The 14,088-nt window shown below is 71.0% G+C and carries 13 protein-coding genes and 1 riboswitch; of the genes, 5 read left to right on the top strand and 8 right to left on the bottom strand.

All coding sequences use genetic code 11. The features are described from left to right. Window positions 1-73: 73 nt before the first annotated feature. From groL to thrC, 4 genes are all read right to left on the bottom strand, one after another. Window positions 74-1,696 carry a chaperonin GroEL gene (gene groL, locus AB0L95_RS04370; RefSeq protein WP_365156728.1) on the bottom strand — a complete coding sequence of 541 codons (1,623 nt, stop codon included), beginning with the start codon at window positions 1,694-1,696 and terminating at the stop codon, window positions 74-76. 416 nt (window positions 1,697-2,112) lie between these two features. Continuing rightward, window positions 2,113-2,316: a cold-shock protein gene (locus AB0L95_RS04365; RefSeq protein ID WP_009339379.1), complete on the bottom strand. Its 204-nt coding sequence runs from the start codon at window positions 2,314-2,316 to the stop codon at window positions 2,113-2,115. Window positions 2,317-2,767: 451 nt separating this feature from the next. Beyond that, the gene (locus AB0L95_RS04360) at window positions 2,768-3,043 is read right to left on the bottom strand and encodes a MoaD/ThiS family protein (protein WP_365156724.1); all 276 of its coding nucleotides are present in this window, start codon (window positions 3,041-3,043) and stop codon (window positions 2,768-2,770) included. Continuing rightward, on the bottom strand, window positions 3,040-4,320 hold the full coding sequence (gene thrC, locus AB0L95_RS04355) for a threonine synthase (RefSeq protein WP_365156722.1): 1,281 nt from the start codon (window positions 4,318-4,320) through the stop codon (window positions 3,040-3,042). The genes AB0L95_RS04360 and thrC overlap by 4 nt, the downstream gene beginning before the upstream one ends. Before the next feature lie 18 nt (window positions 4,321-4,338). Beyond that, window positions 4,339-4,494: riboswitch (SAM riboswitch) on the bottom strand. A gap of 149 nt (window positions 4,495-4,643) precedes the next feature. Here thrC and AB0L95_RS04350 point away from each other — a divergent pair. Beyond that, a complete protein-coding gene (locus tag AB0L95_RS04350) occupies window positions 4,644-5,612 on the top strand; it encodes a glucosyl-3-phosphoglycerate synthase (protein ID WP_365156719.1) in 969 nt (322 codons plus the stop codon). A gap of 134 nt (window positions 5,613-5,746) precedes the next feature. Continuing rightward, window positions 5,747-7,174 carry a trehalose-6-phosphate synthase gene (locus AB0L95_RS04345; protein WP_365156716.1) on the top strand — a complete coding sequence of 476 codons (1,428 nt, stop codon included), beginning with the start codon at window positions 5,747-5,749 and terminating at the stop codon, window positions 7,172-7,174. Window positions 7,175-7,237: 63 nt separating this feature from the next. Here the strand turns inward: AB0L95_RS04345 and otsB are convergent, their stop codons facing one another. The 3 genes from otsB to AB0L95_RS04330 form a co-directional block, all read right to left on the bottom strand. Next, the gene (gene otsB, locus AB0L95_RS04340; protein ID WP_365156713.1) at window positions 7,238-8,092 is read right to left on the bottom strand and encodes a trehalose-phosphatase; all 855 of its coding nucleotides are present in this window, start codon (window positions 8,090-8,092) and stop codon (window positions 7,238-7,240) included. A 111-nt stretch (window positions 8,093-8,203) separates the two neighbouring features. Continuing rightward, window positions 8,204-8,431, bottom strand: coding sequence for a DUF3263 domain-containing protein (locus AB0L95_RS04335; protein ID WP_365156710.1), 228 nt, complete (start codon window positions 8,429-8,431; stop codon window positions 8,204-8,206). A 39-nt stretch (window positions 8,432-8,470) separates the two neighbouring features. After that, complete coding sequence (locus AB0L95_RS04330; protein WP_365156708.1) at window positions 8,471-9,691, bottom strand: extracellular solute-binding protein; 1,221 nt, start codon at window positions 9,689-9,691, stop codon at window positions 8,471-8,473. A 177-nt stretch (window positions 9,692-9,868) separates the two neighbouring features. On the opposite strand from AB0L95_RS04330, the gene AB0L95_RS04325 reads away from it, so the two are divergent. From AB0L95_RS04325 to AB0L95_RS04315, 3 genes are all read left to right on the top strand, one after another. Next, window positions 9,869-10,813 carry an ROK family protein gene (locus tag AB0L95_RS04325; RefSeq protein WP_365156706.1) on the top strand — a complete coding sequence of 315 codons (945 nt, stop codon included), beginning with the start codon at window positions 9,869-9,871 and terminating at the stop codon, window positions 10,811-10,813. Further along, on the top strand, window positions 10,813-11,955 hold the full coding sequence (gene nagA / locus AB0L95_RS04320; RefSeq protein WP_365156703.1) for an N-acetylglucosamine-6-phosphate deacetylase: 1,143 nt from the start codon (window positions 10,813-10,815) through the stop codon (window positions 11,953-11,955). Before AB0L95_RS04325 ends, nagA begins: the two co-directional genes overlap by 1 nt. Window positions 11,956-12,134: 179 nt before the next feature. Beyond that, entirely contained in the window at window positions 12,135-13,064 is a 930-nt protein-coding gene (locus AB0L95_RS04315) for a 1-phosphofructokinase family hexose kinase (protein ID WP_365156700.1), read from the top strand. Window positions 13,065-13,070: 6 nt separating this feature from the next. Here the strand turns inward: AB0L95_RS04315 and AB0L95_RS04310 are convergent, their stop codons facing one another. Next, the gene (locus AB0L95_RS04310; protein WP_365156697.1) at window positions 13,071-14,015 is read right to left on the bottom strand and encodes a CBM35 domain-containing protein; all 945 of its coding nucleotides are present in this window, start codon (window positions 14,013-14,015) and stop codon (window positions 13,071-13,073) included. Window positions 14,016-14,088 lie beyond the last annotated feature (73 nt).

Here is a 14,088-nt window from a genome sequence, read left to right as displayed (position 1 = left end):
CGCCCGAGGGCGGCACCCCCTGTCGGAACAGGGGATGCCGCCCTCGGTCAGGACGGTGATCGACCAGGGTCGATCAGAAGTCCATGTCACCGCCCGGCATGCCACCGCCGGCGGGCGCGGCGGCCTTCTCCGGCTTGTCGGCGATGACGGCCTCGGTGGTGAGGAACAGCGCGGCGATGGAGGCGGCGTTCTGCAGCGCGGAACGGGTCACCTTCGCCGGGTCGATGATGCCTTCCTTGACCAGGTCGACGTACTCGCCGGTCGCGGCGTTCAGGCCGTGACCCGGGGTCAGGTTGCGCACCTTCTCCACCACGACGCCGCCCTCAAGGCCGGCGTTGACGGCGATCTGCTTCAGCGGGGCCTCGAGCGCCAGCTTGACGGCGGCGGCACCGGTGGCCTCGTCGCCCTCCAGCTCCAGCTTCTCGAAGACCTGGGAGGCCTGGAGCAGGGCCACGCCACCACCGGCGACGATGCCCTCCTCGACGGCCGCCTTCGCGTTGCGAACGGCGTCCTCGATGCGGTGCTTGCGCTCCTTGAGCTCGACCTCGGTGGCGGCACCGGCCTTGATGACGGCCACACCGCCGGCCAGCTTCGCCAGGCGCTCCTGGAGCTTCTCGCGGTCGTAGTCCGAGTCGCTGTTCTCGATCTCGGCGCGGATCTGGTTCACACGACCGGCGACCTGGTCGGTGGAGCCGGAGCCGTCCACGATGGTGGTCTCGTCCTTGGTGATGACGACCTTGCGGGCGCGGCCCAGGAGGTCCAGGGTCGCGTTCTCCAGCTTGAGGCCGACCTCCTCGGAGATGACCTCGCCGCCCGTGAGGATGGCGATGTCACCGAGCATGGCCTTGCGGCGGTCACCGAAGCCCGGGGCCTTGACGGCGACGGACTTGAAGGTGCCACGGATCTTGTTGACGACCAGGGTCGACAGGGCCTCGCCCTCGACGTCCTCGGCGATGATCAGCAGCGGCTTGCCCGACTGCATGACCTTCTCCAGCAGCGGGAGCAGGTCCTTGACCGAGGAGATCTTGGAGTTGGCGATCAGGATGTACGGGTCGTCGAGGACGGCCTCCATACGCTCCATGTCGGTGGCGAAGTACGCCGAGATGTAGCCCTTGTCGAAGCGCATGCCCTCGGTGAGCTCGAGCTCCAGACCGAAGGTCTGCGACTCCTCGACGGTGATGACGCCTTCCTTGCCGACCTTGTCCATGGCCTCGGCGATGAGCTCGCCGATCTGGGTGTCGGCGGCGGAGATGGAGGCCGTGGAGGCGATCTGCTCCTTGGTCTCGACGTCCTTCGCCTGCTCCAGCAGGGCGGCGGAGACGGCCTCGACGGCCTTCTCGATACCGCGCTTCAGAGCCATGGGGTTGGCACCGGCGGCCACGTTGCGCAGGCCCTCGCGGACCAGCGCCTGGGCGAGCACGGTCGCGGTGGTCGTACCGTCACCGGCGACGTCGTCCGTCTTCTTGGCGACTTCCTTGACCAGCTCGGCGCCGATCTTCTCGTACGGGTCCTCGAGCTCGATCTCCTTGGCGATGGACACACCATCGTTGGTGATCGTGGGGGCGCCCCACTTCTTCTCGAGGACGACGTTGCGGCCCTTGGGGCCGAGCGTCACCTTCACGGCGTCCGCGAGCTGGTTCATGCCGCGCTCGAGGCCGCGCCGCGCCTCCTCGTCGAACGCGATGATCTTGGCCATGTGAAGTGGTCCCTCCAGGACTGGGGGTGATTACTTCGGACCGCGCCCGCGCCCGCGACGGACGGCCCCGGCCGGAGGTTCCTTGCCCCACCCGGTCCGTGGCCTCACCGACCCGGTCCTTCTTTGTCACTCTCACCTTCAGAGTGCTAACGCCAATGATTAGCACTCGCCCCCCGAGAGTGCAAGACGCTGCCCGCGAAGCGGGCTCGATGGGGGGTGGTGGCCGGGTGACGGGTGGGCGCACGGCGCGCCCGCGAAGCGCGCTCGCCGGAGGGCGCGCAGCAGCCCCCGCCGCGACTCCCCGCGCGCCCCCGTCGCGTCCGGACCCATCGGATCCGGACAGACCGAGGGGCTCGTATCCCGTACGGGATACGAGCCCCTCGACACGTCGAACAGTTCAGTCGTCGGCGCGCAACTCAGCCGGCCAGACGGACCATGTCCGCCTGCGGCCCCTTCTGACCCTGCGAGATCTCGAACTCGACCCGCTGGCCCTCTTCCAGGGTGCGGTAGCCGTCCATCTGGATCGCGCTGTAGTGGACGAATACATCCGCACCACCGTCGACCGCGATGAAGCCGTACCCCTTCTCCGCGTTGAACCACTTGACGGTGCCCTGAGCCATGCCTAACTCCCCTATTACTGGCCCTTGCACAGATCCACACTTCGCGGATCCGGGTCAGACCTCACCCCCCAACGGTTGGGGGCGTGCGCCGGAACGCGTCGACCGCGGCTGAATGTATCTGTCCAACTGCCGTGTGCAACAGGTCAATCGGACGAGAATTCCGGGCACGACCGGTCGGGAATGTACTAAGAATTCACCCGAATTCAGGGCAAGTCGGGCCCGACAAAAGGAATGGATGGCGCAAAACCCCTGCCTACTTTGGCTGCTTCTTGTCGGACGGGCGGCAGGGACACCGGTTGTCCGACCGGAAAACGGGGAGCGAGTTCCCCAACTGTACCGTGCTCAACCATGCAGAATTGCCCCCTCCGCTTCTGTCACGGAGAGGGCAATTCGGTGAACTCTCGGTACTCGACCTTACCGAGGGTAATGGTCGCGCGGGGATGAACGGCCGTCAGCCACCCGCGACAGCCGGGATGATGGAGACGCCCACGCCGTCCGGGGTGGCCGTCTGAAGGCCCTGCTCGAAGCGGACGTCGTCGTCGTTGACGTACACATTGACGAAGCGGCGCAGCTTGCCCTGGTCGTCGAGGACGCGGGCGGCGATGCCGGTGTGGTTCTTCTCCAGGTCGGCGATGACGTCGGCGAGGGTCGCGCCCTCGGCGGCGACCTCGGCCCGGCCTCCGGTGTAGGTGCGCAGGATGGTGGGGATGCGAACGGTCACGCTCATGCGAGGCCAGCCTCTCGGAAGGAGTCCAGGGTCGGACGGATCGTCGCGGTGAGGCCGGTGCCCGCCACCGCGTCCAGGGTCTTGAGGCCGTCGCCGGTGTTGAGGACGACGGTCGTCTTCGTCGGGTCGAGCGCACCGCTCTCGACCAGCTTGCGGGTGACGCCCACCGTCACACCGCCCGCCGTCTCCGCGAAGATGCCCTCGGTGCGGGCGAGCAGCTTGATGGCGTCCACGATCTGCGCGTCCGTCACGTCCTCCACGGCCCCTCCGGTGCGGCGCGCGATGTCGAGGACATAGGGACCGTCCGCCGGGTTGCCGATCGCCAGCGACTTGGCGATCGTGTCCGGCTTCTGCGGCCGTACGACGTCGCGGCCCGCCTTGAACGCGGTCGACACCGGGGAGCAGCCCTCGGCCTGGGCACCGAAGATCTTGTACGGGCGGTCCTCGACCAGCCCGAGTTTGATCAGCTCCTGCAGCCCCTTGTCGATCTTCGTGAGCTGGGAGCCGGAGGCGATCGGGACCACGATCTGGTCCGGCAGCCGCCAGCCCAGCTGCTCGGCGATCTCGTACGCCAGGGTCTTGGACCCCTCCGCGTAGTACGGGCGCAGGTTGACGTTGACGAAGCCCCAGCCCTCGCCGACCGGGTCGCCGATCAGCTCCGAGCAGAAGCGGTTCACATCGTCGTAGTTGCCCTCGATGCCGACCAGCTCGCCGCCGTAGACCGCGGCCATGACGATCTTGCCCTGCTCCAGGTCGTGCGGGATGAAGACGCAGGAGCGGAAGCCGGCCCGGGCCGCCGCGGCGCCCACCGCGCCCGCCAGGTTGCCGGTGGAGGAGCAGGAGAGGGTGGTGAAGCCGAAGGCGCGCGCCGCCTCCAGCGCCTGGGCGACCACGCGGTCCTTGAAGGAGTGCGTCGGGTTGCCGGAGTCGTCCTTCACATACAGACCGCCGGTCACGCCCAGCTCGCGCGCCAGGTTGTCGGCCTTGACCAGCTTGGTCCAGCCGGGGTTGAGGTTCGGCTTGTCGGCGACGTCCGCCGGGACGGGCAGCAGCGGCGCATAGCGCCAGATGTTCGCGGGGCCCGCCTCGATGCGCTTGCGCAGCTCCTCGGTGTCGTAGCCCGAGAAGTCGTAGGCGATCTCCAGCGGGCCGAAACACTCCTCGCAGGCGAAGACCGGACCGAGGGGCACCCGATGGCCGCACTCGCGGCAGGACAGAGCCGCGGCGGGTCCGAGATTCACGGAGTCGGTGCTGCTTACAACTGTCTGCACAGCCATGTCAGGCGAGGCCCTTTCTCCTCATCTTCCTCACGACGCATCTCGCCGTGAGACGGATTTGGCACCTTCCCTAGCCGGGAGCCTCGCGGAGACGATCACATGGATCTACGAGAACCGGCTGGAGGGTTGCCGGGGCTTCATCGGGCCGTGTCCCTCTGCCCCTCTGGATGAGCTGTATGCGGTTGTTTCACTGCTGTCAGCAGCGGCGACCCCCGACATGCGATGGTCACCGGCGTTGTTCAAGACTGTAACCGAAGGCCAGGACAGTTGAGATAGTCGTCCGACCCGCGAGATGGATCACCGCATGTAAGGAGCCGCAGACTGTGCTGGAAGAAGTCGAGCGCTGGCTGAGCACCCGCTCCTGGACCGCGGCCGATCGCCCGATCCACCAGATCCTGGCCGCCAAACGCGCCTCGGGTTCGTCGGTCAGCGTCGTGCTGCCCGCACTGAACGAGGAGGAGACGGTCGGCGAGATCGTCGCCGTGATCCGCCATGACCTGATGCAGCAGGTTCCGCTCGTCGACGAGATCGTCGTCGTCGACTCCGGCTCCACGGACCGCACTTCCGAGGTCGCCGCGGCGGCCGGCGCGACGGTGGTGCACCGCGACGCGATCCTGCCGCGCGTTCCGGCCGTGCCCGGGAAGGGCGAGGTGCTGTGGCGCTCGCTCCTGGTCACCCGAGGGGACATCGTCTGCTTCGTCGACGCGGATCTGAGGGAGTTCTCCTCCGACTTCGTCTCCGGGATCGTGGGCCCACTGCTCACCGACCCGGGCGTGTGCCTCGTGAAGGCGATGTACGACCGGCCGCTGGCCCTGCCCGGTGAGCCCGCCACCGGCACGGCGGCCGGCCAGGGCGGCCGGGTCACCGAGCTGATGGCGCGCCCGCTGCTCAATATGCACTGGCCGCGGCTGGCCGGTTTCGTCCAGCCGCTCGGCGGCGAGTACGCCGCCCGCCGCTCCCTGTTGGAACGGCTCCCGTTCCCGGTCGGGTACGGGGTGGAGCTGGGCATGCTGGTCGACTCCCTGCATCTGGTGGGCCTGGACGCCCTGGCCCAGGTCGACGTCGGGGTGCGCCTGCACCGCCACCAGGACGGCCAGGCGCTGGGCCGCATGGCCGCGGAGATCTACCGCACCGCGCAGCTGCGGCTGGCCCGGGGCCATCTGGTGCGCCCCGCCCTCACCCAGTTCGAGCGTGTCGAGGGCCGCTTCGAACCACGGACGTACTCGGTGGACACGGAGGAGCGGCCGCCGATGGCGGAGATCGCGGAGTACACGGACCGGCGGGCGGCCTGAGCCGTCCGGTCCGGGCACACCCTGGGGAACCCGGGGGAACCAAGCCCATGGCGCCCCCTTTGTATTTGTATACGGTTCCGCAGACGGCCGAAGGGAACGTTTGAGCGTTTTCGGCTCGGGCTAGGTTTCGTGGCATGGCTTCGAATGCGGCTTCCGTTCTGGTGGCGTCCAACCGCGGCCCGGTCTCGTACGTACTGGACGAGAGCGGACAGCTCACGGCCAGGCGCGGCGGGGGCGGACTGGTCTCCGGTCTGTCAGCCATCGGCCCCGACGCGGACGCGGTGTGGGTCTGCTCCGCGCTGAACGACAGCGACCGGGAGGCCGTCCGGCGCACGGCGGGCAGGCTCGATCCGGCCGACACCGGCGGCCAGCGCGTACGGATGCTCGACATCGACGCGCAGATGCACGCGGACGCGTACAACGGCATCGCGAACTCGGTCCTGTGGTTCGTGCACCACATGCTGTACCAGACGCCGCTGGAGCCGGTCTTCGACGCGGAGTTCCGGCGGCAGTGGGCGGCGTACGAGACCTACAACCGGGCGTTCGCCGAGGCGCTCGCCGAGGAGGCGGCCGAGGGCGCGGCGGTCCTGGTCCAGGACTACCACCTCACCCTGACCCCCCGGATGCTCCGCGAGCTGCGGCCCGACCTGCGGATCGGCCACTTCTCGCACACGCCGTGGGCACCGCCGGAGTACTTCCGTCTGCTGCCCGACGACATCGCCGCGCAGGTGCTCGGCGGGATCCTGGGCGCGGACCGGGCGGCGTTCCTCACCCAGCGGTGGGCGGACGCGTTCACAGACTGCTGCCACGCGGTCCTCGGCCCCGGCATCCCCTCGGGGACGCGCATCGGCGTCCACGGGCTGGGTGCCGACGCCGAGTTCCTGCGCGAGCGGGCGCACCGGCCGGACGTGGAAGAGCGGATGCGGGCCCTGCGGCAGCAGATCGGCACGGCCCCCGACGGCACGCCCCGCAAGGCGGTCGTGCGGGTGGACCGCACGGAGCTGTCGAAGAACATCGTGCGCGGGCTGCTGGCGTACGAGGAACTGCTCCAGTCGCGTCCGGAGTGGCGCGAACGGGTCGTCCATGTGGCGTTCGCCTACCCCTCCCGGCAGGACCTGGCGGTCTACCGCGACTACACGGCGGAGGTCCAGCGGGTGGCGGCGGAGATCAACGCCCGTTTCGGCACCCCCGGCTGGACCCCGGTGGAACTGCACGTGAAGGACGACTTCGCCCGCTCCCTCGCCGCCTACCGGCTGGCGGACGTGGCCCTGGTGAACCCCATCCGGGACGGCATGAACCTGGTCGCCAAGGAGGTGCCGGTGGTCTCCGACGAGGGCTGTGCGCTGGTGCTCTCACGGGAGGCCGGGGCGTACGAGGAGCTGGGCGAGGACGCGGTGACCGTGAACCCGTACGACATCGTGCGCACGGCCCAGGCGCTGCACGAGGCGCTGTCGATGAGTCCCGCAGAGCGCGCGGAACGCACCAAGCGGCTGGCCGCGCAGGCCACCGCGCTGCCCCCGGCCCGCTGGTTCCTGGATCAGCTGGCCGCGCTGGGGGGCTGAGGACCGCCCCGCCCGGCCGGGCGGGGCGGTCCGGCGCCCGGCGGGACAGCGGCCCTCAGGCCCTCAGGAGCGGTCCGTCATACGGGCCCCCAGAGCGGTCATCAGCCGTACGACGCCTGCCGGGCCGTCGACCACGAGATCCGCTCGGTCGGCCAGTTCCGTGACCTCCTCGCTGCCGCTGCAGACGAGCAGTCCGGGTACGCCGTCGGAGCGGAGTTTGTCGACGGCGGCGAAGGCCGGGAGGTCGCCGAGGTCGTCCCCCACGTACATGACCGCTCCGGCACCGGTCTCGCGGACGTACTCCGACAGGGCCACTCCCTTGTCCATGCCCGGCGGACGCAGTTCCAGGACCAGGCGGCCGGGTTCGACGATCAGGCCATGGCGGGCGGCGAGCCCGGTGAGGGGTTCGCGCAGGGCCTCGAAGGCGGCCTGCGGATCGTCGGCCCGGCGGGTGTGCACGGCGACGGCGCGCCCCTTCTCCTCGATCCAGGTGCCGCGCCAGGCACCGATCTCGCCCAGGAAGCCGGGGAGTTCGGCGCGGACGGCGGCGACGCCCGGGTGGGGGGCGGGGGCGTTGACGGTGCCGGTGCGGGCGTCCCAGCGTTCGGCGCCGTAGTGGCCGAGGACGACGAGGCGGTCGAGTCCGGGCACGCCCGCGAAGCCGCCGTGGCGGACGGCGACGCCGGCCGGGCGGCCGGTGACGACCGCGACGGAGGCGACCTTCGGGGCGAGCACCGCGAGGGCGGCAGCCGCGTCCGGATGGGCGCGGGCCCGGTCGGGGTCGGGGACGATCGGGGCAAGCGTCCCGTCGAAGTCGAAGGCGAGGACGGCCCGCTCGGGCCGGGCGAGGATGGCGTCGAGACCGTCGCGCCCGGCCGGGGTGACGGGCGTCGGCAAGGAGTCCGTATGGCTGCCCATGCGTCGACCCTATCCGCGCGGGACCGGACCCACTCCTGACTCCGGCAGACGCATCGGCACACTCGCCGCGCGCCGGCGTGGTCCGCTCCCAGCGATCAGCGCTCGACGCGGTCAGCGCTCGGCGCGGCGGGAGTCGCGGATCCGGCGCAGACGGTTGACCGTGACCGGGGCGTGGGCGAGCGCCCTCGGGTCGTCCAGGAGGGCGTTGAGCAGCTGGTAGTACCGCACGGGGGCGAGTCCCAGCTGCTCCCGGACGGCCCGCTCCTTGGCCCCCGGCCCGGAGAAGCTGCGCCCCTCCAGGGCGAGGACGGCCTTTTCCCGGGGGTTGAGCTCTTCCATGGGGAAACGGTAGCCGCAGGGGCCGACAGAGCGGACGGCTCAGCCGGTGGCGCGCTCCGCCGTCACCGCCGCCTGCTGGATCCGGCCGAGGACGGCCGACGGATTGCCGTCCGGGCTGACGGCCTCGCCGATCTCCTTCTTGATGTCCGCGCTGACGCCCGCCCAGGACGTCTTGCCGGCCGGATACAGCTCCGCACTGGGCAGCTGCTGCAGGAAGGGCTCCAGGTCCGTGTCCCGCGAGGACGCCGCCATCGCCTCCTGGGCCGAGCTGGTGACGGGCAGCAGGTCGTACTCGCGCGAGAAGTCCAGCACGTTCTTCTCGTCGTACACATAGTCGAGGAACTCGCGGACCTGGTCCTGGTGGCCGTTCTGCTTGAAGGCGGTCATCCAGTCGGCCACGCCCATCGTGGACTTCGCCCGTCCGTTGACCCCCGGCATCGGCACCATGCCGAAGTCCACGCCCTTGGCCTGGGCCGTCTTCATCAGGGAGGGGTGACCGTCGAGCATGCCGACCTCGCCGCGGGTGAAGGCGGCGAAGGCGTCGGCGCGGTTGAGCCGGCCCGGCGGCACCGGCCCCGTCAGCCCCTTGCCGACCAGGTCGTCCTTCAGCCAGGTGAAGGTGCCCACGTTCTGCGCGGAGTCGATGTCGTAGGAGCCGAACCCGTCCAGATAGCCGTCTCCGCCGCTGAGCAGCCACTGCATCGTCTCGGCCTGTGCCTCCTCCGGTCCGAGCGGCAGCGCGTAGGGGAACTTCACCCCCTTGGCCTTGAGCGCCTCGGCGTCCGCCGCCAGGTCGTGCCAGCTCGTGGGCGGCTGGATCCCCGCCTGCGCGAACAGCGTCTTGTTGTAGAAGAGCAGCCGCGTGGACGCCGCGAACGGCATGCCGTACTGGGTGCGGTTCACCTTGCCCGCGTCGCTCAGCTCCGAGGCGAAGTCCGCCTGGACGGGGATGGAGAGCACCTCGTCCGCCTGGTAGAGCCGCCCCGCCGCCGCGTAGTCCGCGTACGCCCCGATCTGCGCCATGTCGGGCGCGTCGCCCGCGGCCACCATCTCCTTGACCTTGCGGTCCACGTCGTTCCAGGAGTAGACGCTGACCTCGACCTTGATTCCGGAGTGCCCCGCCTCGAAGCCCCGGACCAGGTCGTCCCAGTACTTCTTGGAGCTGTTGGCCGAGGAGTCACCGTAGTCCGCGGCCACCAGCCGCAGCGTCACGTCCCCCGAGCCTGACGAGCCCCCGCAGCCCGCCAGTACCGCTGTCATGCCCAGCGCGGACACTCCCGCGATCAGACCCTTGTGCCACGTCGTCCTACGCGTCCCGCGCCCCTGCACCGCTCTTGCCCAACCCTGCTGTCTCGCCATGCGGAATATCAACTGCATAAGGTCTACACCACGTGAGTGGACTAGACCTCTTCCGGGTCCAGGGCCCACACTGTCTCCGTGAGACATGTCATCGCCCTCGACGTGGGCGGCACCGGGATGAAGGCCGCCCTGGTCGGTGCGGGGGGCGAGCTGCTGCACCGGGCGCGCCGGGCCACCGGCCGCGAACGCGGACCCGACGCCGTGGTGGAGTCGATCCTCGCCTTCGCCGCCGAGCTGCGCGCGCACGGCGAGCAGCACCTCGGCGAACCCGCGGCCGCGGCGGGCGTCGCGGTGCCCGGCATCGTGGACGCCGAGCACGGCGTCGCCGCCTACTCGGCCAACCTCGGCTGGCGTGACATACCTCTGCGTGATCTGCTCAGCCGCCGGCTGTCCGGCGCGCCGGTCGCCCTCGGACACGACGTGCGCACCGGCGGGCTCGCCGAGGGCCGCATCGGCGCGGGCCAGGGCGCCGACCGCTTCCTGTTCGTCCCCCTCGGCACCGGCATCGCGGGCGCCATCGGGATCGACGGCCGGGTGGAGGCCGGGGCGCACGGCTTCGCGGGCGAGATCGGCCATATCGTCGTACGGCCCGGCGGGACCCCCTGCCCGTGCGGCCAGTCCGGCTGTCTGGAGCGCTACGCCTCCGCGGCGGCCGTCAGCGAGGCCTGGGCCGAGGCGTCCGGGGAGCCGGACGCCGACGCGGCCGACTGCGCGCGGGCCGTCACGTCCGGAGACCCGAACGCCGTCCGGATCTGGCAGCAGGCCGTGGACGCGCTCGCCGACGGCCTGGTCACCGCCCTGACCCTGCTGGACCCGCGCACGATCATCGTCGGCGGGGGGCTCGCCGAGGCGGGCGACACCCTGTTCACGCCGCTGCGGGATGCCCTCCGGCGACGGCTCACCTTCCAGAAGCCGCCGTCGGTCGTCCCCGCGGCGCTGGGGGACACCGCCGGATGCCTGGGCGCGGGACTCCTCGCCTGGGATCTCCTCGAAACCACTGACCGTTCGGAGGTAACCGCCTGATGGCCCCCAGCAAGGTTCTCGCCGGTGCCCGGGTGGTACTGCCCACCGGGATCGTGGACGACGGCCGCGTCGTCGTGGAGGGCACACGGATCACCGACACCCCTCCCCCGGACGCGGAGACCGTCGACGTACGGGGCCACTGGCTGGTCCCCGGCTTCGTCGACCTGCACAACCACGGCGGCGGCGGGGCGTCCTTCTCCGGCACGGCCGACGACATCCTCACGGCCGTCCGCACCCACCGGCTGCACGGCACCACCACCCTCGTCGCCTCGACCGTCACCGACGACATGGACGTCCTCGTCCGGCAGGCCGGACTGCTGTCCGAGCTGGCGGAGCAGGGCGACATCGCCGGGATCCACTTCGAGGGGCCGTTCATCTCGCCGTGCCGCAAGGGCGCGCACTCCGAGAAACTGCTGCGCGCCCCGGACCCGGCGGAGGTCCGCAAGCTGATCGACGCGGCCCGCGGCCGGGCGAGGATGGTCACGCTGGCCACCGAACTGCCCGGCGGCATCGACTCCGTGCGCCTGCTCGCTGAGCACGGCGTGATCGCGGCGATCGGGCACACGGACGCGACCTACGAGCAGACGGTGGAGGCCGTCGACGCGGGCGCCACCGTCGCGACGCACCTGTTCAACGCCATGCCGCCACTCGGCCACCGCACCCCGGGACCCATCGCCGCGCTCCTGGAGGACGAGCGGATCACGGTCGAGCTGATCGACGACGGCACCCATCTGCACCCGGCCTCCCTCCAGCTGGCGTTCCATCACGCGGGGGCCGCACGGGTCGCGTTCATCACGGACGCGATGGACGCGGCGGGCAGCGGCGACGGGCGGTACATGCTCGGTCCGCTGGAGGTGGAGGTGACCGACGGGGTGGCACGTCTGGTGCAGGGCGGCTCGATCGCGGGCTCGACGCTCACCCTGGACCGCGCCTTCCGGCGGGCGGTCACCGTGGACCGGCTCCCGGTGCAGGACGTCGTCGCCGCCATCTCGGCCAATCCGGCCAGGCTGCTGGGCGTCTACGACCGGGTGGGTTCCCTGGAGCCCGGCAAGGACGCCGACCTGGTGCTGCTGGACGAGGAGTTCGCCCTCAAGGGGGTGATGCGCCGCGGCGCATGGGTGGTCGATCCCCAACTGGGATGATTCATCCGTTCGTTGGTGCACGGCGGTCGACCCGGGGACTGGGCCGACCGCCGACTCATTTGGCATGATCGAGCCTCCGCACACCGCCGACGGCGGGCGCATCCTGGGATTCCGTACGCGGGCGACCGCCGTACGGAACCACCGGACACGCCGTCACGACATTCGAGGGAGGTCCCCAGGTGATCCTGACGGTCACGCTGAACACCGCTCTCGACATCACCTATCGCGTACGGGCGCTGAGGCCGCACACCGCGCACCGGGTGACCGAGGTGACCGAACGGCCCGGGGGCAAGGGCCTGAACGCGGCCCGGGTGCTCGCCGCGCTCGGCCACAGGGTGACGGCCACGGGCTTCGCGGGCGGCGCGACGGGCCGCTCCCTGAAGGACCAGCTCACCCACACGCCCGGGGTCGTGGACGCGCTCGTCCCGGTGGCGGGCTCGACCCGGCGCACCGTCGCGGTGGTCGACGAGACCACCGGTGACACCACCCAGCTCAACGAGCCGGGCCCGGTGATAGCGCCGGCCGAGTGGTCGGCCTTCCTGGACACCTACACCGACCTGGTGCGCTCCGCGACGGCGGTGGCCCTGTGCGGCAGCCTGCCGCCGGGGGTGCCGGTGGGGGCGTACGCCCAACTCGTGCGCACCGCACGGGCGATGAATGTGCCCGTGTTGCTCGACACGAGCGGGGAACCGCTGCGCCGCGGGGTGGCGGCTCGCCCGGACATCGTCAAGCCGAACGCCGACGAACTGGCCGAACTCACCGGTTCCCACGAGCCGTTGCAGGCCACCCGGGACGCCCGCAGGCGCGGGGCGCACACGGTGGTCGCCTCGCTGGGCGCGGAGGGCCTGCTCGCCGTGAACGCGGAGGGCCGCTGGCGGGCCGTCCCGCCGCGCCGGCTCCCGGGCAATCCGACGGGCGCCGGCGACTCGGCGGTCGCGGGTCTGCTGTCGGGACTGGTGGAGCATCTGCCCTGGCCGGCCCGGCTGGCCCGGGCTGTGGCCCTGTCCGCGGCGACCGTTCTGGCCCCCGTGGCGGGCGAGTTCGACCTCCCCGCCTACGAGGAGCTGCTGGACCGGGTGGCCGTCACGGGCGAGGCGACGGCCGCCTGACGCAGGCTAGTTCGACCAGCCGTTCGTCAGCCAGAACTGGTCGAGGTTGGCGTTGCACTGGTTCCCCTGCTCGCAGGAGATCCGGATCGTGTTGGTGCCCTTGTTGAGCTGGATGTAGTTGAACGTCTTGGTCCAGCCCTTCTCCCAGTCGCCCTGGGCCGCGTTGGCCCAGTTCTTCAGCTTCAGGGGAGCGTCCAGGGGCGTGCCGTTGATCGTGAGGGTCGCGGTGGCGTCGACGCCGGGCACGCCGTAGCCGGTGTGCAGCGTGTACTTGCCGCTCGCGGGGACGTCCACGCTCCAGGTCACGGCCGCGCCGACGTTGTTGAAGCCGCCCACATAGACCCCGCCGTCCGCCTTGGCGCCCTTCACGTCGGAGGCCGTGGTCGTACCGCCCTCCAGCCGGAGGGCCTTGGCGTCGATCTTCGGCAGTTCACCGGCGGCGGAAGCGGACGCCGACGCGCTCGGGGAACTGCTCTGCGAGGTGGTCGGGCCGCTCGACGCGCCGCCCGCCGTGTCCTTCTTGTTCCCGTCGCCGCCCATCATGGCGACCCCGATGCCGATGACGACCGCGGCGACCACCGCGATCGCGCCGATCAGCAGGCCCTTGGTGTTGGGGCCCCGGCCCCGGCCGCCGCCGCCCGGTCCCGCCGGTTCCTGCCGGGTCGGGGGGGCGCCGCCCGGCTGGGTCTCGGGCGCGGCGTAGTGCGCGTTCGGCTGGCCGTAGGGGGCCTGGCCGTACCCCTGCTGCTGGGGCACCTGCCCGTAGGCGGCCGTCTGGGCCGCCGGCTGGCCGTACTGGCGCTCGCCGACCGCGCGGACTCTGCTGACGGAGCCCGGATAGCCGTAGCCGCCGGTGGGCGGCTGGGCGCCGTTGGCCTGACCGTCGGCGTAGAGATAGCCGAACGGGTCGTCGTCCTCGGGCGTGCTCGCGCCGTTGTTGCCGGGCGTCATCCCTAGGTCTCCTCAACAGGTGCGGGTCCAGATGCGTACGTGGCTGAATGGCGAGCCTACCCGCTCCACAGGC

This window comes from Streptomyces sp. NPDC052036 (assembly GCF_040680495.1).
Taxonomy (GTDB): domain Bacteria; phylum Actinomycetota; class Actinomycetes; order Streptomycetales; family Streptomycetaceae; genus Streptomyces.
This window is presented reverse-complemented; position numbering and strand designations above follow the sequence as displayed.

Coding starts and splice junctions, on each gene's coding strand:
- thrC (WP_365156722.1), bottom strand. CDS start 4,320: ATGGCTGTGCAGACAGTTGTAAGCAGCACCGACTCCGTGAATCTCGGA.
- AB0L95_RS04310 (WP_365156697.1), bottom strand. CDS start 14,015: ATGACGCCCGGCAACAACGGCGCGAGCACGCCCGAGGACGACGACCCG.
- AB0L95_RS04360 (WP_365156724.1), bottom strand. CDS start 3,043: ATGAGCGTGACCGTTCGCATCCCCACCATCCTGCGCACCTACACCGGA.
- AB0L95_RS04330 (WP_365156708.1), bottom strand. CDS start 9,691: ATGACAGCGGTACTGGCGGGCTGCGGGGGCTCGTCAGGCTCGGGGGAC.
- nagA (WP_365156703.1), top strand. CDS start 10,813: ATGGCCCCCAGCAAGGTTCTCGCCGGTGCCCGGGTGGTACTGCCCACC.
- otsB (WP_365156713.1), bottom strand. CDS start 8,092: ATGGGCAGCCATACGGACTCCTTGCCGACGCCCGTCACCCCGGCCGGG.
- AB0L95_RS04345 (WP_365156716.1), top strand. CDS start 5,747: ATGGCTTCGAATGCGGCTTCCGTTCTGGTGGCGTCCAACCGCGGCCCG.
- groL (WP_365156728.1), bottom strand. CDS start 1,696: ATGGCCAAGATCATCGCGTTCGACGAGGAGGCGCGGCGCGGCCTCGAG.
- AB0L95_RS04335 (WP_365156710.1), bottom strand. CDS start 8,431: ATGGAAGAGCTCAACCCCCGGGAAAAGGCCGTCCTCGCCCTGGAGGGG.
- AB0L95_RS04365 (WP_009339379.1), bottom strand. CDS start 2,316: ATGGCTCAGGGCACCGTCAAGTGGTTCAACGCGGAGAAGGGGTACGGC.